General features: G+C 54.8%; 18 protein-coding genes. 2 read left to right on the top strand and 16 right to left on the bottom strand.

Going from position 1 to position 20,601, the window contains the following annotated elements; translation table 11 throughout:
* Positions 1–14: 14 nt before the first annotated feature.
* The 4 genes from ACTVDO_RS06445 to corA form a co-directional block, all read right to left on the bottom strand.
* The gene (locus tag ACTVDO_RS06445) at positions 15–1,040 is read right to left on the bottom strand and encodes a HEAT repeat domain-containing protein (RefSeq protein ID WP_020959165.1); all 1,026 of its coding nucleotides are present in this window, start codon (positions 1,038–1,040) and stop codon (positions 15–17) included.
* On the bottom strand, positions 1,040–2,677 hold the full coding sequence (locus ACTVDO_RS06440) for a diguanylate cyclase (RefSeq protein ID WP_020959164.1): 1,638 nt from the start codon (positions 2,675–2,677) through the stop codon (positions 1,040–1,042). Before ACTVDO_RS06440 ends, ACTVDO_RS06445 begins: the two co-directional genes overlap by 1 nt.
* A gap of 298 nt (positions 2,678–2,975) precedes the next feature.
* Positions 2,976–3,626, bottom strand: a complete 651-nt coding sequence (locus ACTVDO_RS06435; protein ID WP_442901232.1) for a glycoside hydrolase domain-containing protein — start codon at positions 3,624–3,626, stop codon at positions 2,976–2,978.
* A 68-nt stretch (positions 3,627–3,694) separates the two neighbouring features.
* A complete protein-coding gene (gene corA / locus ACTVDO_RS06430) occupies positions 3,695–4,687 on the bottom strand; it encodes a magnesium/cobalt transporter CorA (RefSeq protein WP_020959161.1) in 993 nt (330 codons plus the stop codon).
* A 198-nt stretch (positions 4,688–4,885) separates the two neighbouring features.
* Here corA and ACTVDO_RS06425 point away from each other — a divergent pair, with 198 nt between their 5' ends.
* Both ACTVDO_RS06425 and ACTVDO_RS06420 read left to right on the top strand, forming a co-directional pair.
* A complete protein-coding gene (locus ACTVDO_RS06425; RefSeq protein WP_020959160.1) occupies positions 4,886–5,113 on the top strand; it encodes an IDEAL domain-containing protein in 228 nt (75 codons plus the stop codon).
* A gap of 156 nt (positions 5,114–5,269) precedes the next feature.
* A complete protein-coding gene (locus tag ACTVDO_RS06420; RefSeq protein ID WP_020959159.1) occupies positions 5,270–6,427 on the top strand; it encodes an aminotransferase A in 1,158 nt (385 codons plus the stop codon).
* 129 nt (positions 6,428–6,556) lie between these two features.
* Here the strand turns inward: ACTVDO_RS06420 and ACTVDO_RS06415 are convergent, their stop codons facing one another.
* From ACTVDO_RS06415 to ACTVDO_RS06360, 12 genes are all read right to left on the bottom strand, one after another.
* On the bottom strand, positions 6,557–7,531 hold the full coding sequence (locus ACTVDO_RS06415; protein WP_020959158.1) for a quinone oxidoreductase family protein: 975 nt from the start codon (positions 7,529–7,531) through the stop codon (positions 6,557–6,559).
* Positions 7,528–8,310: a 2-phosphosulfolactate phosphatase gene (locus ACTVDO_RS06410; protein ID WP_200865286.1), complete on the bottom strand. Its 783-nt coding sequence runs from the start codon at positions 8,308–8,310 to the stop codon at positions 7,528–7,530. The genes ACTVDO_RS06415 and ACTVDO_RS06410 overlap by 4 nt, the downstream gene beginning before the upstream one ends.
* Before the next feature lie 9 nt (positions 8,311–8,319).
* The gene (locus tag ACTVDO_RS06405; protein WP_442901231.1) at positions 8,320–9,378 is read right to left on the bottom strand and encodes a phosphotransferase family protein; all 1,059 of its coding nucleotides are present in this window, start codon (positions 9,376–9,378) and stop codon (positions 8,320–8,322) included.
* Between the two features lie 36 nt (positions 9,379–9,414).
* Positions 9,415–9,990 carry a TetR/AcrR family transcriptional regulator gene (locus tag ACTVDO_RS06400; RefSeq protein WP_020959155.1) on the bottom strand — a complete coding sequence of 192 codons (576 nt, stop codon included), beginning with the start codon at positions 9,988–9,990 and terminating at the stop codon, positions 9,415–9,417.
* Positions 9,991–10,084: 94 nt separating this feature from the next.
* Positions 10,085–11,704, bottom strand: coding sequence for a long-chain-fatty-acid--CoA ligase (locus tag ACTVDO_RS06395; protein WP_442901230.1), 1,620 nt, complete (start codon positions 11,702–11,704; stop codon positions 10,085–10,087).
* A gap of 20 nt (positions 11,705–11,724) precedes the next feature.
* Positions 11,725–12,507 (bottom strand): SDR family oxidoreductase, encoded by a 783-nt coding sequence (locus ACTVDO_RS06390; RefSeq protein WP_041267866.1) that lies wholly within the window; start codon positions 12,505–12,507, stop codon positions 11,725–11,727.
* 23 nt (positions 12,508–12,530) lie between these two features.
* Positions 12,531–13,739 carry an acyl-CoA dehydrogenase gene (locus ACTVDO_RS06385; RefSeq protein ID WP_020959152.1) on the bottom strand — a complete coding sequence of 403 codons (1,209 nt, stop codon included), beginning with the start codon at positions 13,737–13,739 and terminating at the stop codon, positions 12,531–12,533.
* 133 nt (positions 13,740–13,872) lie between these two features.
* The gene (locus tag ACTVDO_RS06380) at positions 13,873–14,739 is read right to left on the bottom strand and encodes an NAD(P)-dependent oxidoreductase (RefSeq protein ID WP_020959151.1); all 867 of its coding nucleotides are present in this window, start codon (positions 14,737–14,739) and stop codon (positions 13,873–13,875) included.
* A 413-nt stretch (positions 14,740–15,152) separates the two neighbouring features.
* A complete protein-coding gene (locus ACTVDO_RS06375) occupies positions 15,153–15,938 on the bottom strand; it encodes an SDR family oxidoreductase (RefSeq protein ID WP_020959150.1) in 786 nt (261 codons plus the stop codon).
* A gap of 102 nt (positions 15,939–16,040) precedes the next feature.
* Entirely contained in the window at positions 16,041–16,262 is a 222-nt protein-coding gene (locus ACTVDO_RS06370; RefSeq protein ID WP_020959149.1) for a hypothetical protein, read from the bottom strand.
* 118 nt (positions 16,263–16,380) lie between these two features.
* Complete coding sequence (odhB, locus tag ACTVDO_RS06365; RefSeq protein ID WP_442901229.1) at positions 16,381–17,652, bottom strand: 2-oxoglutarate dehydrogenase complex dihydrolipoyllysine-residue succinyltransferase; 1,272 nt, start codon at positions 17,650–17,652, stop codon at positions 16,381–16,383.
* A gap of 29 nt (positions 17,653–17,681) precedes the next feature.
* Positions 17,682–20,537 (bottom strand): 2-oxoglutarate dehydrogenase E1 component, encoded by a 2,856-nt coding sequence (locus ACTVDO_RS06360; RefSeq protein ID WP_442901228.1) that lies wholly within the window; start codon positions 20,535–20,537, stop codon positions 17,682–17,684.
* Between the last annotated feature and the right edge of the window lie 64 nt (positions 20,538–20,601).

Below are 20,601 nucleotides of genomic sequence, written 5' to 3'. Positions count from 1 at the left end.
CTGCCATAACCCCACTATGTCTCCTCCTTCCCGAGCCATTGCCTTGCCATATCGCGAGCATAGCGGTCGTCTGCTTTTCGAGCCGCTGTGCGCAATACAGCTCGGCCGCCCGGGAGACGGGCGATGGCGGCTGCCGCCTCCGAACGAACAGCAAAGGACCGATCCGCCAGCCGCCTGTACAAAAGCGGGAGCAGCTCTTCTTCCCGGCATTTCCCGGCAAGACGGGCCGCCATCAATCTCTCTTGCCAGTGCGGCGAGCGCAAGTGGCGTCCAAGCTGTTGTGCGCCAAGCGGCACACCGATTTCCGCCATCGCCTTGAGCGCACGGACGCGAATTTCCAATTGTTTCGATGCCAACAGCCGCTGCAAAACCAGCCGTTCTTGGCAGCGGCGGATGCCGATCATGTCGATCAACGCATATTTTCCCGCCGGCGGCAGTTCGGCAAACCGCTTTTTCACTTGCTGAAGCAACCGCTCGCTCATATGGCCGAAAATGACTCGATATGTAAATTGTGTCAATTCATATTTCGGTTGAAATACGTACGTCACTATCGGACGATAATCAAATTTGGCGAAAATGACCAAAATTTTCGCCACCTCTCCTTGCGTAACCCGGTCGGAGCGATATAGTTGTTCGATGTCCGGGAGCATCGCTTCCATCTGCAAATCTTCGATAAAAAACAGGGCATTCATCCGTTCGTCCCAGTGTCGACTTGCCAACCAACGGCGCAGCCAACCTTGAAAGTGTGCTTCGGCAAATGCGCGAATGCGCGCCTGCACATGTTTTCCTTTCAACAGCGAAGCAAAACTGTCCAACAGTTGGAGCACGGCTTCCCGCTCGAGCGGCGACGAAAAACGAAACGAAGGCTCCTCCTCGCCGAGCAAATAGCGGAGCAGGGGGAGCCGATGCTCTTCCTTATAGGCGCGAAGTTGGGTCTCACGCCGGTTTTCCCGCCATTTGCGTACGATTAAATAAATGAATACCCCGGCCAACACCACCGACAAGGCAGCGACCGCCACGGTGGCGAAAACGAGTGCCATTACTCATCGAGCTCCTTTAGCAACCGGCGCAGCCGCGCTTCAAGCTCAAGCCATTTAAACGGCTTTGTTACATACTCATCCGCCCCTTTGTCGATGGCATGCGCGATGTCCCGCTCATCTTGACGCGACGTCAGCATCATCACTTTATGCGGTGTTTGCCGGCGGCGAAGATGGTGTAGCACCTCAAGACCGTCCATTTTCGGCATGACCCGATCCAAAATGACGACGGCGCGCCGTCCGTCTCGATAGAGCGGCGATTCGAGAAAGGAAAGCCCGTCGTCAAATTCGTAAACGTCGACTTCCCGCTCTTGCTCAGCGGCGAGCTTGCGAACGAGATCGGTGATGACCGCCCGCGCCAGTTCATCGTCATCGACAATGGCCACAGACCACCGCTGTTTGTCCACTGGACGATATTGTTTCCCGTCCGGACCGTCCTTGGCGGAGATTGTTGGCTTCCAGGCTTCTTCAATCCGGTCGCCGCCGTTCCTTTTGGCTGCGTACAGCGCTTTGTCCGCCAGCTTTAGCCAATGGTCAAGCGATTCATTCGGGTCGTCGCATTCAACAAAACCGGCGGAAAACGTGCACGATAGACGTACGCCATCAACCTCAACTTCTTCGGAGGCGAACCGGCGCTGCAGTCTCCTAAGCACACGGCGCGCCTCACCTTTTGTTGTTTTGGCCAGCCAGACAACAAACTCCTCCCCCCCGAAACGAACGACCGTATCCATTCCTCTCGTATGTTGAAGCAAACAGGCAGCCAGCTTTTTTAGCACTGCATCACCCGCCAAGTGGCCGAATTGGTCGTTAACTTTCTTAAAATGATCCAAATCGAGCAGCGCCAAACAGCTCGGCGCTCCGAAACGCTCGAGATCACTGCGCAGGCGGTCATACACGCGCGGCAAATATTTACGATTGTAAACGCCCGTTAACTCATCAATCAGCACAAGTTCATCCATTTTCTGCTTTTTTTCTACGAGACGGCGCACACGAATGAACAGCTCGCCGGCTGTAGTCGGCTTCACGATGACATCGTCGGCGCCAAGCTCATAACATTTCAGATGGACAGCTTTTCGTCTATCCTCGCTAACGACCACTATTGGAATGTAAGAAGGACGGCTATCGTTCTCAAGCAGAGCAACGAAAAGAGGAGTTTGCAAATCGCCCTCCCCGATGTCTACGATGATGCAGTCCGGGTTGAGGCGAAACATGGATGCGCTCGCCTGTTCGAGAGAAGGAAGTGTGATGAAACGCCATGGTACGGCCCGCAATGCCCCGCGGATATAGGCGAAAAACAGCGGGTCGTTTCCACAGAGAAGGACGGTGGCCTCCGGCCCTTGGCGCTGCAGGGAGGGAGCAATTGGAGAGTGGCTTTCCCCTCCTTCATAGCAGCGGCAAAGAAGCGGAAACATCTCCGCCAGCGCCTCCTCGGCCGTCCATTTCCGTTCCTTTTGCCTGTTTACCCGGCGGAGAATCCGTTCCGCCTCCGCAGCGATATCGCCGCGGCCAATTGCTTCTGCCGCCCGGCCGATGGCACCAAAAAATCGAGCCAACTCCGCGCCGCCGAGCGGCGACGAAGTCTCCCATTGTTCATACTGTTCTTTCATCCGGCCTAGTAACGGGACGACATAGGAATCCAACTTCCCTCCCCCTTTCTTTCATGGTAAATAGTTCCTAAGTTGCAACCAAAAAAATTCTAAACTGCTTCCGTTCTCCGCGCTTACTCTCTTTTTCCTATTATTAATATAGTCGACACGGGCTAAAAACATGCTGATCTCCTTACTCACTTCCATATGTTAAAGCAAGGGCCCCACGTTCCCTTTGCTGTTTGCTGAAGTAGGTCACTGTTTCCCCGTCTCAACTTTCGCTTCACTCAAAAGGGGGAGTCTTCCCGGTCAAGGTCATAAAAAGGCCGTTGCCTTGCTGCAACGGCGCTGTTCAATATAAAAAGTCAAGCAGGCGGCGGTCCGCCAAATTCGTATCAACCGGACAAACATCCGCATCGCGCCCGTACTGCCACGCCCAGACGTTCGCGCTACAAGGCGGGGCGGCCGGTTGGTAGCGCGGCGCTTTTTGTTCCTTCGTCGTTCCCGGCCTTGGGGCCGCGCTCCAAATGACGGCCTGCACCGCCACTTGGTTGTTTCTCCCAACTGCCTCGCAATAGGCGGCGGCGAAGTCTCCTTTCGTCGGATCGGCATACAGTCCCGGGCGATACCCGGTCGGATAGAGCGTTTCCACCCAAGCAGCGATCCAAGCCGCGTCAACGGCAAAAAAATCCTCGATATTAGCAAACAGCAATTTATTTTTTGGGATGCCGAGCCGCCGCGCATGGAACACCGCATTGCGTGCTGCCACCTGCCCGCTCGCATAGCCGGTTGCCTCACGAAAGGCATTGTAGATGGGCAGCACTTTGACGCCATAGTTGCGGATGCGGGTGATCTCGTCCCGCGTCAGCCCTTCTGACACGTTCGGCACTTCCACCAAATAGCGGCCCCAAAACTTCGGGTAGCCGAGCTCTGTCCGTACGCATTGAAACAGTTGGTCCGTTACGATTTGCGCCGAATCAACGCCCCAAACACCTCTTACCATTCTTCCCCCTCCTTCGCGGTCACGTTGCCATAGTTATGTATATGAGGGGGACTGCTTGTTTTATACGGCTACTGGCGGCGCTCCCGCTCCTCTTTCGCCCAGTCGCCTTTCAACAGTTGGAACCAACCGTTGCGCTTAAACCAAACAAACATTGTCATGCCAATGGCTGCCATGACGGCCAGTACAGCGAAGTATCCATATTTCCAGCGCAGTTCGGGCATATAGTCAAAGTTCATCCCGTAAATGCCGGCAATAAACGTGAGCGGCATAAAAATCGTCGTAATGGCCGTAAACGTCATCATAATGTTGTTCATTCGGTTGGAGTTGAGCGACAAATAGCTGTCGCGAATATCGGCGGTAATTTCCCGATTCGTCTCGATCATTTCTGACAGCTTCAATAAATGATCGTAAATATCATGAAAATACAGCTGCCGCTCTTTCATGCGTTGCAGCCGGTCGGAGTGGATGATGCGGTACAGCAAATCGCGCATCGGCACAATCGTCCGGCGCAATTTCGATAAATCACCGCGAATATCAAACACTTTTTCAATAATGTCGTGGATCGGCTCATTGTTTGTATTTTCCTCTAAATCGTTCAACACATCTTCAATATGGTACAGCGGCGGAAAGTAATCATCGACGAGCTTGTCGATCAGCCGATACATGACATGAAACGGCCCCTGCTGCACGTCCTGCTCGCGCTTCAGCCGTTCCCATACGTCATCGACCGCGTGAACCGCTGACTTATGAAACGAAACAATAAAGTTTTGTCCGACAAACAAGTCAATTTCCTCCGCTTCGAGCGTTGCCCCCGCTATCGCATGAAGGACGACAAATAAGTAGCGGTCATAAAAGTCGAGCTTTGGCCGCTGCACATATTCTAAACAGTCCTCAATCGCAAGCGGGTGAAAACGGAAAAACGAGGCGAGCAAGTCCGCCTCCTCGTCTGTCGGCTCGTGAAAATCGACCCAATACCATGAAACGTCCGGGCTGTTGACGAACGCTAAATCAACATTATCCATAACCTCAAACTCTTTCGTTACGACACACGTGCGGATCATCGCCATCTCACCTTGCCATTTTTTCTCTTCTTATCATAACCGAAAAGCTGTTACACCCCAACAAAAAAAGGGTATAGAAATCATGTAGAGAAAAAAATAACAAAAAATATTTATCTAAATTTTCTTTACATTTTCACCAAAAACAACGATAATATAAAAAAGGGAACCCCTTCGTTCCCATACGGGAGGGAATCAATCATGTACGAAAAACAGTATCCGAATGAAGGCGCCGTATTGTTCAACCAGCCGGAAGAAAAAAGCAGTTACGGTCCAATGGCCGAACAAGTGTTGAAAGAAGCGATCTTCCAGTTTCAGAGAAAAAAACTGATGGAAAAAATCGACGAGGCGCTCGCTGCCGGCAACAAGCCGCTGTTTTTCAAACTTTCCGCCCAATATAACGACCTGTTGAAAAAATACGGCGCGTAAAAGGAGCGAACGAGGTTGGAGTGTGAATCGTCCATGACAGGATGAGCCCCATTTCCGTCTGCGGAAACGATCCGAACGGAAAGGGGCTCATTTTTGTTTTTCCGTTTTTCAGCCGCAATGGTACAATAGAGGAAAAAACGGAAAGGTGGACAACCTGTGAAACACCTCATTCAGCCACGCGTTCAAGCCATTCAATTATCAGGCATCCGCCAATTTTTCAACCTTGTCGCCGGCCGGCCGGGGTTAGTTTCCTTGACGATCGGCCAGCCCGATTTTCCGACGCCTGATCATGTAAAAGCAGCCGCCCAAGAAGCGATCGCCGCCGACTTTACAACGTATACGGCGAACGCCGGCCTGCTTGAGCTGCGCGCGGCGGCCTGCCAATTTGTCGCGGACAAATACGGGCTTCACTACCGCCCGGAGGAAGTGATCGCCACCGTCGGCGCCAGCCAGGCGCTCGATATTACGTTTCGCACTATTTTGGAGGAAGGAACAGAAGTGCTTCTTCCCGCGCCGGTCTACCCCGGCTATGAGCCGCTCATCCGCCTGTGCGGAGCAAAACCGGTGTACATCGATACAAGGCAAAACGGCTTTCGTCTGTCAGCCGAGCTGATCGCGCCTTACATCACCGACAGGACGCGCTGCCTCGTCCTTCCGTATCCGTCCAACCCGACCGGAACGACGCTGCCGGCCGAAGCGCTTGAAGAGATCGCGGCGCTCATGAAAGGGCGGCCGATTTGGATTGTGTCCGATGAAATTTACAGCGAGCTCGTCTATCGCGGCCGCCATCGCTCGATCGCCGAATGGCTGCCGGAGCAGACGATTGTCATCAACGGCCTAAGCAAGTCGCACTCGATGACCGGCTGGCGCATCGGATTGGTCTTCGCTCCACTGTTTGTCATTGAACAAATGGTGAAAGTGCACCAGTATAGCGTTTCCTGCACCTCGTCGATCAGCCAAAAAGCGGCTGTTGAGGCGCTGACCGCCGGCAAGCACGATGCTGAGGCGATGCGTGCGGCTTACGCCGAACGGCTTGAGTACGCTTACGGCCGCCTCACCGCGATGGGGCTGCCGGTCGAAAAACCGGACGGGGCGTTTTATTTGTTTCCGTCCATCGCCGCCTTTGGCATGCCGTCTTTTGATTTTGCCCTTGATGTTGTCGAAAAAGCCGGTGTTGCCCTCGTCCCTGGCAGCGCCTTTTCGGAATACGGCGAAGGCTATGTCCGTCTGTCATACGCCTATTCGCTCGATGTGCTCAAAGAAGGCCTCGACCGGCTCGAACATTACATTCAAGTGCGGAGAAACAGCCGGTAAAACGAAAAAGATGTCGTTTCCTTTTCGATGGGATATCGCATGCTCCCCCTGCCTAACTGGGATGTTTTCCTATATATGTCATGAGAAAAGGTGCCCCGTTTTCTTTTTGGGACACCTTTTTTCATTTTCTTAAGGCACAAGCAGCAGTTTGCCGCTCGTTTTTCGCCCTTGCAGCAGGCGGTGCGCCTCGGCGGCCTGCTCGAGCGGATAGACGCCCCCGATGGTCAACTCGAGGCTTCCGTCCTGCACCCAGGCGAGCAGATCGCGCAGGCTTTGTTCATATAGCGCCCGTTTTCGCATGACTTGCGGCAAGAAAAAGCCAACGACCGACCAGTTTTTCGCCATCAAACGGACCGGATTGAGGCGCGTCATCTCCCCGCTCGCCGACCCGTATACAACCAAGCGGCCGAACGGAGCAAGGCAGTCAAGCGTTTCGTGAAACACGTCACCGCCCGCCATTTCCAAGGCGACATCGACGCCGCGTCCGCTCGTTGTCTCCATCACTTCCGCCGCCCAACCGTCTTTTGTATAATCGATCGTGACGTCAGCGCCAAGCCGCGCGGCCAACGCCCGCTTTTCCTCCGTGCTCGCGGTGGCGATCACCGTTTTCGCCCCGAACCGCTTCGCCAGCTGCACGGCAAGCGTACCGACGCCGCCGGCTGCCGCATGGACGAGCACCGTTTCCCCTTCTTCAAGACGGCCCATCGTCGTCAAAATATGATAGGCGCTTAACCCTTGCACGGGCAGCGCCGCTGCCCGGCGGACGTCCAACCCATCCGGCAGCGGCACGACCGCGCGTTCGTCAACCGCCACAAACTCGGCATAACCGCCTGATTCAATCAATGCGACAACCCGCTGCCCCGGGCGGACGGCTTCCACATCCGGGCCGACTTCGCGGACGATGCCGGCTACTTCGGTGCCGGGCACGAACGGAAGCGGCGTCGGCACAACGTAGCGTCCTTCCCGTCTCGCCGTATCGGCATAGTTCACACCGATCGCTTCAGCCTCAATCACCACTTGCCGTCCCGATGGCAATGGGCGCTCGACCTCTTTTACTTGCAGCACGTCCGGGCCGCCGTACTCGGCAAATTGCACGATTTTCACCGCTCATTCCCCTCTTTCGTCATCTTCATTTGCACGATATCGCGCACTTCCGCCGCCAACGCCCCGGGCTCGAGCTTCGGAATGACGGAAAGCGCTCCGTGCCGATTGATGTAGTCGATCTCCTTTTCGAGGCCGTAAGCCGCCATCCAACGTCCGACGCGCGAAGCGGACAACACGTCTTTTGCCTTTTCCTCGCCTGCGTATTGCCGGTAAAACAGCCAAGCAGCCATCGCGCTGTCGGACAGCTCCGCCGCGGCGATCCCCCGCTCGACTAGACAATGGACAAAATATCCGGCGCCATAAAAGTCCTCCAGGCAAAAACGTCCGGATGAACCGGCGCAAATGGCGATAACCGTCTCTTCTTTATGCGAACGGCTGATCTGTTCGCTGACCGCCGGGCTGTTCAGCAAGCTCGCCGCATAGACCGCGCGGGCCGCCATTGCCTTGCGAAGCGCCACGGTGCCGTTTGTCGTCGATAAGACAACCGTTTTCCCCGGGCAAACCGTTTGCAAAAACAGCGGCGTCGGTGGGTAGAAACCGTCAATCGTCCGCCCTTCGCTTTCCCCGACAAGTTCATAGCTCCCATCAGGCAACCGGCGTCCGACTTGTTCCGCTTCGGCGGCGTTGTACACCGGAATGACGGAGCGGGCGCCCGCCGCCAACGCCGCGGTAATCGATGATGTAGCGAGCAAAATATCGAACACAACGGCCACTTTGTCGTCAGCGAGCGCGGTTTCATCAATATCTTCTTTGCGCAGTACAACATGTACTTTTGTGATCATGCTTCTTCACCGCCCTGTCGCCAACTGCCACGCATGTTCGATGAGCGCCTCGACAAACTGGTTGAAATGGCGAAACCGCTCGTCGTTCGTCTGGCCGCGGCGATAGCGGTAATAAATTTGTTGGCAGATGACGGCCAATTTAAAGTAAGCAAACGTTAAATACACATGCATATCGGAAACGTCGCGGCCGCTTTTTTTCGCATAGGCGGCAATAAACTGTTCACGCGTGTAAAAGCCGGGGCGGACGGTGACCGGTGTGCCCCCGAAACCGTGTTTGACAAGCGGCGGATCGTCTTCCTCTATCCAGTAACTCATCGCCACCGCCAAATCGGCAAGCGGATCGCCAACGGTCGACATTTCCCAATCGAACAAACCGACCATTTTTGTTACATCGCCTTCAGCAAACAAGGCGTTATTAAGCTTAAAATCATAATGGATGACCGTCGCCTCACGCTGCGTTGGAATATGGGAAGCCAGCCATTTCATGAGCGCCTCGGCCGCTGGAACATCATCTGTTTTCGCCCGTTCGTAGCGTTGAATCCAGCCATGCACCTGCCGCTCCATAAACCCTTCCGGCTTCACCATTTGAGCGAGCTGCGTTTTCGTATAGTCAATTTGATGAATTTGCACAAGCGTTTCGACCATCGTCTCGGAAATGCCGCGGCAGATGTCTTCCGTCGGGTCGATGTCGTCTGGAAAATCACTATCAATCACAACACCATGACGCCGTTCCATGACGAAAAACGGGCTGCCGATCACAGACTCATCTTCACAAAAATAAAACGGCTTTGGCGCCAGCGGGAAGAGCGGATGAATCTCGGCAAGCCACGTGCTCTCCCGCTTCATATCGTGCGCTTTTGGCGGCACCGGGCCAAACGGCGGGCGGCGCAGCACCGCCTCCCACTCCCCGCAGCGAAGCAAATACGTCAAATTTGACCGTCCGGCCGAAAACTGCTGAATCTTAAGCTCCCCGTCCGGCATATCCGGCAACACCGTGCGTAAAAATTGCCCCAGCTTTTCAGCCGGCAATTCCTCCCCTTTGCGCACCGGAATGATGGCAGTCATCTCCCTCTCCCCCTTTGTAAACGCGTTTAGCCTGATCTATGAGACGCGCAACCCACTCATCCCGTCAAGCAAAATGGTCACCATTTGTTCAGCCACTTCGGCATCGGTCAGCTCACCATCCGGGCGAAACCAATGATAGCTCCAATTGGCCGCCCCGAGTACAGTGAGGGTGACAATCGATGGCGACAAATCGCGGCGCAGCTCGCCGCTTTTCATCCCTTCTTCAATTAACGCTTGCAACTGATAGCGGAACAAGTCACGCTTTTCTTTCACCTTTTGCAAATGTTCCTCGCTCAAATGTTTCATTTCACGGAAAAAAATGCGCGCCTGCCTCCCTTGCCGGTCGACGTTGTGAATGAGCATATAAACGATGGCGTACAGCTTTTCCCGCACTGACCGCTGTTCATCATTCATAATGCGCGCCTGTTCGCTAAGCAATCCTTCAATGTAGCGAAGGTGAATGTCCATGAGCAGCTCTTCTTTGCTTTTGAAATAGTAGTAAAACGTCCCTTTCGTCACCCCAAGAGCATCGACGATATCTTGAATCGACGTTTCGCTAAATCCGTTTTGTTCAAATAGTTCGACACTGGCAGCGATAATTTTTTCCCTCATGCCTTCCCACCTCTTGCCTTACATGTAGTCACTGCCAGCTATTGTACCATAAAACGGCCAAGTCTGCTCGGGACTTGGCCGCAAGCCGCCTCTATCATTGCAGGCGGGACGCCTCCTCGCGCAAAGCGCGGCGCAAAATTTTGCCGACGTTTGTTTTCGGCAGTTCGGTGCGAAACTCGATGATACGCGGCACTTTATACGCCGCTAAGTTTTGGCGGCAATGAGCGAGAATATCGTCTTCCCCCACCTCTTGCCCGTCTTTTAAGACGATGATGGCCTTCACCGTTTCGCCCCGGTACGGATCGGGCACGCCGATCGCCACCGCTTCTTTCACCGCCGGATGTTCATACAGCACTTCCTCGATGTCGCGCGGATAAACGTTGTACCCGCCGGCGATGATCATGTCTTTTTTGCGGTCGATGATCGTCACATACCCTTCCTCATCAATCGTGGCCAAATCCCCGGTATACAGCCAGCCGTCGCGCAGCGCTGCCGCCGTTTCTTCCGGCATGTTCCAGTAGCCCTTCATTACTTGCGGCCCGCGGATGATGAGCTCACCGACTTCACCCGGTGGCAATTCCTGTGTGCCGGTCGCCACGTCGACGACCTTGTATTCGGTGAGCGGCATGCCGATGCCGACTGTCCCCGGCTTACGCGCGGCAAACGGCGGATTGCAGTGCGTTACCGGCGATGCTTCGGACAAGCCGTACCCTTCAAGGACGACCGCCCCTGTTTTCGACTCAAAATCGCGCATCAATTCAAGCGGCATCGGCGCGCTGCCGCTATTGCACGTTTTGATGCTGCTGATGCCGTACTGTTCGACACCCGGCGTATTTGTAATGGCAACGTACATCGTCGGCACGCCCGGAAACACAGTCGGCTGTTTGTCGCGGATCGTCTCGAGCACTTCTTTCAGCTCAAAGCGCGGCAGCAAAATATTTTCCGCTCCTTGGTAAATGGCCAAATTCATGCCGGATGTCATGGCGAACACATGAAACAACGGAATCACCGTTAAATACCGCTCTTTTCCGAGCTCAAACGTCCCTTTGAAAAACTCGGCGCATTGCAAGACGTTAGCCAAAATGTTGCGGTGAGTGAGCATCGCCCCTTTTGAGCGCCCTGTCGTCCCACCGGTGTATTGCAGCACGGCGATGTCATGAGCAGGTTGAATCGGCACCGGGCGCACCGCTCCGCTTCCTTCGGCGAGAAACTCATCCAATGTGACATCTCCAGCCGCCAGCGCCGTGGACGGCGGCGCCCCGAAGCTGACAGTGACCGCCTGCTTGACGGCTGTCTCGCTTCTGACTGCGGCAAGGCGCGGGTAAAGCGGTTCATACATGACGATCGTCTCGGCGCCGGAGTCTTTGAGCAAATAGGCAAGTTCGCGCTCAACAAGCATCGGGTTCACTTGTGTGACGATCGCGCCCGCCTGCAAAATGCCGTAATAGGCGATGACATATTGCGGGCAGTTCGGCAGCATAATCGCGACGCGGTCGCCTTTTTGCACGCCGCGCGCCTGCAGGCTTGAGGCAAAGCGATTGACCGCCGCGGCGAGTTCGGCATACGTCATCGTTTTGCCGTAAAACGTCAGCGCCGGCTGGCTGCCGAATTGCGCCGCCCGCTCATAAAGTACATCGCATACCGTTTTGTCCGGAATGTCGATATGAAACGACACATGCTCCGGATAAAGGGGCAAAGCCCGTTTTTCGCTCATTTCGTTTCCCCCTTTTCTCGTTAAATGCCGGTTGCATGGCTGCCGCCATCAACGACTAACAGCGCGCCCGTGACGAACGCGGACGCCGGTGAAGCAAGGAACAAGACAGCGCCTTTTAAGTCGTCCTCGCCGCCAAAGCGGCCGAGCGGCGTATGTTCCAACACTTTTTGACCGACGCGCTCAAGAATGACGCGCGACATTTTCGTCGGGAAAAAGCCGGGCGCCACCGCATTGACGCGAATGCCGTGTTTTCCCCACTTGGCGGCCAAATCGCGCGTAAACGTAATGACCGCCCCTTTGCTCGTGTTGTAGCCAATCGTATTTAAAATATCAGGATGCGTGCCGCCAAGGCCGGCGACCGAAGCGATGTTGACAATGGCGCCGCCCGTTTGTTTTTCGATCATCACTTTGCCGGCCGCCTGGCTCATCAAAAACGTGCCGGTGACGTTGACATTGATCACCTTTTGCCATGCGTCAAGCGGCATCTCTTCCACCGGCGCCCCCCACGTCGCTCCGCTGTTGTTCACCAAAATGTCGATGCCGCCAAACTCTTTGACGGTCGTTTCGACGACGTGTTTGACTTCCTCCGGGTTCGTCACATCGCATCGGAGCGCGAGCGAGCGGACGCCGAGCTGTTCAATTTTTTCTTTCACTTGCTCGCACGCTTCCACCTTCCGTGAGCAAACGACAACGTTCGCCCCGGCTTCGGCGAGGCCGACGGCGATCTGTTCACCAAGGCCGCGCCCGCCGCCGGTGACGATGGCTGTTTTTCCTGCGATTTTAAATAAGTCGAGCACATGCATGGACGCCACTTCCTCCCCCTTGTTTATTGATACTGCCGCAATTCAAGCTTGGCTACTTGCTCTTTATGCACCTCATCCGGCCCGTCGGCCAACCGGAGCGTGCGCGAGTTCGCCCACATGGCGGCAAGCGGAAAGTCGTTGCTCACCCCGGCGGCGCCGAACGCCTGAATGGCGCGGTCGATCACTTTTAAGGCGACGTTCGGGGCAACCACTTTAATCATGGCAATTTCTTTGCGCGCCACTTTGTTGCCGACCGTATCCATCATGTACGCTGCCTTCATTGTCAACAGACGCGCCTGTTCGATCTCCATGCGCGACTGGGCGATCCAATCGCGAATGACGCCATGGTCCGCAAGCCGTTTGCCGAATGCGACCCGCGACTGCACGCGCCGGCACATGAGCTCAAGCGCCCGCTCCGCTGCCCCAATCAAGCGCATGCAATGGTGAATCCGCCCCGGGCCGAGCCGCCCTTGGGCGATGGCAAACCCTTTTCCTTCCCCCCAAATGATGTTTTCTTTCGGCACCCGCACGCGATCATATGTAATCTCTGCATGTCCGTGCGGCGCATGATCAAAGCCGAACACCGGCAACATCCGTTCGATTTTCACACCCGGTGTATCGAGCGGAACGATGATCATCGACTGCTGCTCATGTTTCGGTGCATCCGGATTCGTTTTTCCCATCACAATGGCGACTTTGCAGCGCGGGTCACCGGCGCCGGACGACCACCATTTTCGCCCGTTGATGACGTATTCATCGCCATCACGGGTAATCGAAGCGCGAATGTTCGTCGCATCGCTTGACGCGACGTCCGGTTCGGTCATCGAAAAGCACGAACGAATTTCGCCGTTCAAGAGCGGGATGAGCCATTTTTGTTTTTGTTCCTCGCTGCCGTAGCGGACGAGCACTTCCATGTTGCCGGTATCCGGCGCATTGCAGTTGAACACTTCCGGAGCGATGAGCGAGCGGCCCATCATTTCGCAAAGCGGCGCGTACTCGACGTTCGTTAAGCCGGCACCGTATTCGCTGTCCGGCAAAAACAAGTTCCAAAGCCCTTCTTTTTTCGCTTTTTCCTTCAGCTCTTCGATGATGGGCGGCACGTCTGACCATCTGGACTCTTGGGCGTTCAGCTGCTCCTCATACACCCTCTCGTTCGGATAAATGTACTCTTCCATGAAAGCGCTTAATTTTTTGATCAACTCTTGGACTTTCGGCGAATAAGAAAAGTCCATGCCATCCCCTCCTTTTATACTAACCGGTTAGTATGTGCCCCATATCTTTACTATACCCTCGTAAGAAAAAATATTCAATATTTTTCGATAAATATATTTTGCAACAAAAAAACGGGGCGAAAACCGCCCCATATCACTTCTCAACATAGCGCTTGTACAGCGCCTGCGTGCCGCTGTTTTCCTCCCCAGTCTGCGCCAGTTCTTCGTACATTTGTTTGGCGAGCGCGAGGCCAGGAAGCGGCAAATTCATGCGTTCGGCTTCCTCAAGCGCAATTTTCATATCTTTAATGAAATGTTTAATGTAAAACCCAGGCGCAAAATCACCGGACAGCATGCGCGGCGCCAAGTTGCTCAGCGACCAGCTCCCTGCCGCCCCTTTGGCGATGCTTTCCAACACTTTCAGCGGATCGAGCCCAGCCCGTTTCGCATACGCCATCGCTTCACAAACACCAATCATATTGGTGGCAATGGCGATTTGATTGCACATTTTCGTATGCTGGCCGGCTCCGGCTTTTCCTTGGAGGACGATGTTCGTACCGAGACGCTCAAGGATCGGCTTACACGCCAAAAATACTTCTTCATCGCCGCCGACCATGATCGTCAACGTTCCTTCGCGGGCCCCAATGTCGCCGCCCGACACCGGGGCATCCAACGCGTGAATCCCTTTTTGTTTGGCCGCTTCGTAAATAGCCCGCGCCAGCGTTGGCGTCGATGTGGTCATATCGATGACATACGTCCCTGGCCGTGCATTTTCCAAAATGCCGCCTTCGCCCAAGTACACTTGTTCTACGTCGTGCGGATAGCCGACCATTGTCATGACAACGTCCGCCTCCCGCGCCAAGTCGGCGATCGTGTCCTTCCAGACAGCTCCTTCTTCAAGCAAGTCGAGCGCCTTTTCCTTTGTGCGTGTATGGACGAGAAGCGGGTAGCCCGCTTTCAGCAAATGATGCGCCATGCTTTTCCCCATAACGCCAAGACCGATAAATCCGATCGTTTTCATGCTGCCCCTCCCCTTCTGTCCGTTTTTATATCTAAATGGTTGGCGAAAATCGCTGTTTCCCGTCACCTGACCGTTCCCTAAAACGGCCGAATGCCGGACTGGAAAAGCCTCTTTTTTTGACCAACACTTCCTGCAGCCTGTGTTGACGCTAGATCATGGATCATGACCTTTGTGACATACTCCCACTACCTACGCTTCGCTTAGCGGTGGGGGCTTCTCGGGTAATCCCATCTCATGATGGGAAGTTGACCGAGCAATCCCCGTGTGCCCCACGGTTGTAGTAGATGTTAGAATACGCCTAACTGTCTCATTCCCTTGTTGTTCATAAAGCCAACCGACATTCATCTCCCACCTACTCATTGGGCTGCGCCCTGCACATTCCTTGCGGATGGGAGACTTCTTTCGGAAATCCGTTAAATCGCCTTCACCATGCCGCCATCGACGATCAACGACTGCCCAGTGACATACGAGTTTGCCTCCGACAGCAAAAAGACGACAACGTTGGCAAACTCTTCGGGTGTCCCGTAACGGCCGAGCGGAATGGCGCTTCTCATGCGCGCTTCCATTTCTTCTTTCGTAATGCCAAGCTTTTCAGCGTTCACCTTATCTAAAAAGGCCACCCGTTCCGTCGCGATCCGTCCGGGAGCGACGGTGTTAATCAAAATGTTGTCAGGGGCGAACTCGGCTGCGAGCGTTTTCGTCAGTCCGACAATCCCGGTGCGGAACGTGTTGGACAAGATGAGCCCCGGAATCGGTTCTTTGATTGACGACGAAGCGATGTTGACAATTTTGCCGCCGTTTTTCTTTAAATATGGCAGCGCTTCACGGATTAAGCGAATATAGCTGAGCAAGTTAAGTTCAAACGCGTATTGCCAGTCCTCGTCGCCTACGGTTTCGAACGTTCCCGCCGGAGGACCGCCGGCGTTGTTGACAAGCAAATCGATCGTTCCGAACGTCTCCACCGTTTTCGCAACAAGCTGACGGATGTCATCCGCCTTCGTCACATCAGTGCGCGCATAAGCGACGCGCCCCTTATGTAAACGGCTAAGTTCCTCAGCGACTTCCTGCAGCTTTTCCTCATTCCGGCTTGTAATCATCACGTTTGCTCCTTCAAGCACAAGCGCCCGGGCAATCGCCTTGCCGAGCCCTTGGCTTGAGGCAGCGACCAGCGCCGTTTTCCCAGCCAATCCGAACTCCATTATAATCCCCCCGAAAAAATAGTCATAACAAGTAACATTATTCGCGTTTGTTCGCCATTTTCCTTCTTTCCCGCTTCATGAAAAAGCGATTCGCCTCGCGAATCACTTTTTCCCTTCCATTAACGATCGAAATCGTTTCAGCTCTTCTTCCACCTCAAGGCGGTCAACGTGGAATGGGCCGGGGTTGGCCGCCTGCAGCGGATCGGCATCGCTTCGTACCCCGATCGCCTTGGCGCCGTCGGCGGTTGCATCATTGATGATGCTTTCACGGACACCGTCGCGATAAAATTCATGCGGATGGTCGTTTCGTCCGCGCTCTGGCATATGATCCCCTCCTTTTTGCCGGTAGTTTTCCGTAAAACAGAAAAGTTCATTCACCTCGCTGTGGCATTTGGCCGATAAAAAAGAGGGGCCGCACACTGCGGCTCCTCTGTTTTCGGTATTAACTTTCAAGCAACAAATCTTCCGGATTTTCGATCAAGTCTTTCACCGTTTTCAAGAACCCGACTGCCTCTTTGCCGTCGATGATGCGATGATCGTACGACAAGGCGACGTACATCATCGGGCGGTTTTCGATCCGCTCTTCATCGATGGCGACCGGGCGCAGTTTGATCGAATGCATGCCTAAAATGCCGACTTGCGGTCCGTTGAGAAGCGGTGTCGACAAGAGCGAGCCGAAGACGCCGCCGTTCGTGATCGTAAACGTGCCGCCCTGCAAATCGGCAAGCGACAGTTTGTTGCTGCGCGCTTTTGCGGCCAATTCGGCAATGTCACGCTCAATTTCGGCAAAGTTTTTCCGGTCGCAGTCACGCACAACCGGGACGACAAGCCCTTCGTCGGTCGAAACAGCCACACCGATGTCATAATATTTTTTTAGTAAAATTTCATCACCTTGAATCTCAGCGTTGACGTACGGATATTTTTTCAGCGCCGCCACGGCCGCCTTGACGAAAAACGACATAAAGCCGAGGCGGACATCATGCTCTTCGAAAAATTTATCTTTTTTCCGCTTGCGCAAGTTAATGACGGCCGACATATCAATTTCATTGAACGTCGTCAGCATGGCAGTCGTTTGCGTCACTTCCAGCAGCCGCTTGGCGATCGTTTGCCGGCGGCGCGACATTTTTTCACGGATCACCGGTTTGCCGCTTTCGGCTGCCGGAACAGGAGCCGGCGCTGGCCCAGAAACCGGAGCGGCCGTTGGGGCCGGTTGCGGAGCAGCCGGCTGGGCGGCAAACGAAGCGACGTCTTGTTTCCGGACGCGCCCTAACGGATCAACGGTCGGCACTTGCGTCAAGTCGATCCCTTTTTCGCGCGCCATTTTCCGGGCGGCCGGAGAGGCGACCGGGCGTTGGCCCGGCGCCTGGGCAACCGCGACCGGTTGCGGTGTTTGCTGCTCGGCGCGGTCAGCCGGCATGACCGTTTCCGTTTCATCAACCGGCTGTGGAGCCGCTTCCGGAGCAGCCGGAGCCGACGCCGCCCCCGCGCCGATGATGGCGATCGCCTGGCCGACCGCAACGGTATCGCCTTCATTCGCCAGCAACTGTTGCAAAACGCCCGACTCTTCCGCCATAATTTCGACGTTCACTTTATCCGTTTCCAACTCACAAACCGACTCGCCTTTTTCCACATAGTCGCCCGGCTTTTTCAACCATTGAGCGATGGTGCCTTCGGTGATGGACTCTGCTAGTTCCGGGACTTTGATCTCAGCCACGTTGATGCCCTCCTCAAACGTTTCCGTAATCATCGTTCATGTTTCGTTAATGCACAGCGAATAATGCGCTCCTGCTCTTTCCGGTGGACGACCGGATCGCCTTCCGCCGGGCTCGCCCGCCGGCGCCGCCCGATGTAGCTGACGTCGACGCCTTCCGGAGCGACAGCCCGCAGGCGCGGTTCCATATACGTCCACGCGCCCATGTTTTTCGGTTCTTCCTGCACCCAGACAAGTTCTTTCACGTTCGGATAGCGGGCGATGATGTCTCTCACCGCTTCTTCCGGGAATGGATACAGCTCTTCGACGCGCACGACGTGCAGCCAGTCAAGCCCGTCCGTTTTGCCGATTTGTTCCGCTACATCAATCATCAGTTTGCCGGTGCCAAATACGATCCGCTCAACCTTGTTGGCGTCGGTCCCTAATCCCGGCTGCTCGAGCACTGGTGAGAATGTGCCGTTGGCAAGCGCATCAGCGTCGGATGCCGCCAGCGGATGGCGAAGCAGACTTTTCGGCGTCATTAAGACGAGCGGGCGCACTTCTTCTTTTTTCAGCAACGCCGCTTGTCGGCGCAAAATGTGGAAATATTGTGCCGCCGTCGACAAGTTGGCAACCGTCCAGTTGTTTTCCGCTGCGAGCTGTAAAAACCGCTCGACACGGCCGCTCGAATGTTCCGGACCTTGCCCTTCATAGCCGTGCGGCAGAAGCATGACCAGCCCGGACTTTTGCCCCCATTTCGCTCGGCCCGAAGAGATAAACTGGTCAAATATTGCTTGCGCCATGTTGGCAAAATCGCCAAACTGCGCCTCCCAAAGCACGAGCGTTTCCGGTGCGTACACGTTGTAGCCGTATTCATAACCGAGCACGGCCGCTTCCGTCAGCGGGCTGTTGTAAACGACAAATGAAGCTTTCGCACCGCTGATGTGATGAAGCGGAACATACTCTTTCCCGGTTTTCACATCGTGCAGCACTAGATGGCGCTGTGCAAACGTGCCGCGCTGCGAATCTTGGCCGGTGAGACGGATCGGCACACCGTCTTGCAAAATCGTAGCAAACGCCAACGTTTCCGCATGCGCCCAGTCGATTTTGCCGTTTTGTTCAAACACGCCGCTGCGCCGTTTTAAAATGCGCTCGAGCTTATTAAAGACATGGAAGTCGGCCGGGAACTCGAGCAGCTCCTCATTGATGCGATGAAGCACATCTTTCGCCACACTTGTTTTCACTTCCGGGAGCCGGTCGACGACCGGTTTCGGCGGATCCATAATGAAATCGAGTTCCTCTTCGTTTTTCGGCACCCGCTCATAGGCAATTTTCAGCCGTTCCGCCACCTCTTGCTCCATTTCCGCCGTTTCCCGCTCGGCGATGATCCCTTTTTCAATTAATTTTTGCGCATACAGCTGACGCACGGTCGGATGCCGGTGAATGATGCTGTACATGATCGGGTTCGTCGCCATCGGTTCATCCATTTCGTTATGGCCGAAGCGGCGATATCCGATCAAGTCGATGACAAAATCTTTTTTAAACCGCTGGCGATACGCAAACGCCAAGCTTGCCGCCGCCAAACAAGCCTCCGGGTCATCGGCATTGACGTGCACGACCGGCACTTCAAACCCTTTCGCCATATCGGAGGCATATGTGGTCGAACGGGAATCGCGGCTCTCCGTCGTAAACCCGATCATGTTGTTGGCGATGATATGGATCGTCCCGCCGGTCGTATAACCGCGCAGCTGGCTTAAGTTGAACGTCTCGGCGACAATGCCTTGCCCCGGGAAAGCGGCGTCGCCATGAATTAAAATGGCAAAAGAAGCATCTGTCTTTTGTTCCGGCACGCCCGGTTTCGTCCGATCCTCTTGCGCGGCGCGCGTGTAGCCAAGCACAACCGGGTTGACCACTTCAAGGTGGCTCGGGTTGTTGGCGAGCGTGATCCGCATCGTGTGTGCGCTTTTATTGCGCAGGCGGCGCGCCGCTCCTAAATGGTATTTCACGTCGCCCGTCCAGCCGTAGGTGATGGCCACCGCCCCTTCAGACGGGATGAAGTTTTTGCTTTCTGCATGCTGGAACTCGGCAAAAATCATTTCATATGGCTTGCCGAGCACGTGGGCGAGCACGTTCAGCCGGCCGCGGTGCGCCATGCCGATGTTGACGGCGTCAATCTCATGTTCAATCGCCTGGCGAACAAGTTCATCGAGGAGCGGCACCATAGCGTCAAGCCCTTCAATCGAAAACCGCTTTTGCCCGACATATGTGCGGTGGATGAATTTTTCAAACCCCTCCACTTCCGTCAGGCGGCGCAACAAAGCGACCCGCTCTTTGTTCGCCAAGCTCGGGTAGTACGCTCCGGACTCGATTTGCTGAATGAGCCAATTCCTTTCCTCTAGATTATGTACTTGCGAGAATTCAAATGCAATTTTATCGGTATAGATTTTGCGCAAGTGCAAGATGGCATCCCAGCCGTTTTGAACATGGGCCGGAGCATGCGGACAAAGGAACGCAACTGGAATGCGCTTTAAATCTTCTTCCGTTAAATCATACTCATCAAGTTCGAGGCGGCGCAGCTTTTTCTCCTCTTTCACGATCGGGTTCGTGTCGGCGGCCAGATGCCCATAATGGCGAATGCTGTCCGCCAGTTTGACAGCGGCGACAAGTTTGCTGAACACGGTCGGTGTTTCCGGCAGCCGGAACGTTTGGTGCGTCTGTGCCGCTTCGTTACCGGCAGGAGAAACCGGCTCCTCGACGACCGGCGCTCCCCACTGCTCAAACAGTCGTTTTAGTTCCGGGTCGACGCTGTCCGGGTCATCGAGATACTGTTCGTACATTTCGATGACATAACCGAGGTTCGGCCCGTAAAACTGGCTCCACGGTTGAGCGTAGTTCGTCTGTTTTGCCATCGTAAAAAAACCTCCAACTCGTTTTCGTATTCCTCGGGTCAACATGGCAGCGGTTATCAAGACG

This window comes from Geobacillus sp. BK01 (assembly GCF_052220245.1).
In the GTDB taxonomy this organism is placed as follows: Bacteria; Bacillota; Bacilli; order Bacillales; family Anoxybacillaceae; genus Geobacillus.
This window is presented reverse-complemented; position numbering and strand designations above follow the sequence as displayed.

Coding starts and splice junctions, on each gene's coding strand:
- ACTVDO_RS06435 (WP_442901232.1), bottom strand. CDS start 3,626: ATGGTAAGAGGTGTTTGGGGCGTTGATTCGGCGCAAATCGTAACGGAC.
- ACTVDO_RS06360 (WP_442901228.1), bottom strand. CDS start 20,537: ATGGCAAAACAGACGAACTACGCTCAACCGTGGAGCCAGTTTTACGGG.
- corA (WP_020959161.1), bottom strand. CDS start 4,687: ATGATCCGCACGTGTGTCGTAACGAAAGAGTTTGAGGTTATGGATAAT.
- ACTVDO_RS06405 (WP_442901231.1), bottom strand. CDS start 9,378: ATGACTGCCATCATTCCGGTGCGCAAAGGGGAGGAATTGCCGGCTGAA.
- ACTVDO_RS06390 (WP_041267866.1), bottom strand. CDS start 12,507: ATGCATGTGCTCGACTTATTTAAAATCGCAGGAAAAACAGCCATCGTC.
- ACTVDO_RS06445 (WP_020959165.1), bottom strand. CDS start 1,040: ATGGCACTCGTTTTCGCCACCGTGGCGGTCGCTGCCTTGTCGGTGGTG.
- ACTVDO_RS06380 (WP_020959151.1), bottom strand. CDS start 14,739: ATGAAAACGATCGGATTTATCGGTCTTGGCGTTATGGGGAAAAGCATG.
- ACTVDO_RS06370 (WP_020959149.1), bottom strand. CDS start 16,262: ATGCCAGAGCGCGGACGAAACGACCATCCGCATGAATTTTATCGCGAC.
- ACTVDO_RS06425 (WP_020959160.1), top strand. CDS start 4,886: ATGTACGAAAAACAGTATCCGAATGAAGGCGCCGTATTGTTCAACCAG.
- ACTVDO_RS06375 (WP_020959150.1), bottom strand. CDS start 15,938: ATGGAGTTCGGATTGGCTGGGAAAACGGCGCTGGTCGCTGCCTCAAGC.
- ACTVDO_RS06385 (WP_020959152.1), bottom strand. CDS start 13,739: ATGGACTTTTCTTATTCGCCGAAAGTCCAAGAGTTGATCAAAAAATTA.
- ACTVDO_RS06400 (WP_020959155.1), bottom strand. CDS start 9,990: ATGAGGGAAAAAATTATCGCTGCCAGTGTCGAACTATTTGAACAAAAC.
- ACTVDO_RS06395 (WP_442901230.1), bottom strand. CDS start 11,704: ATGAGCGAAAAACGGGCTTTGCCCCTTTATCCGGAGCATGTGTCGTTT.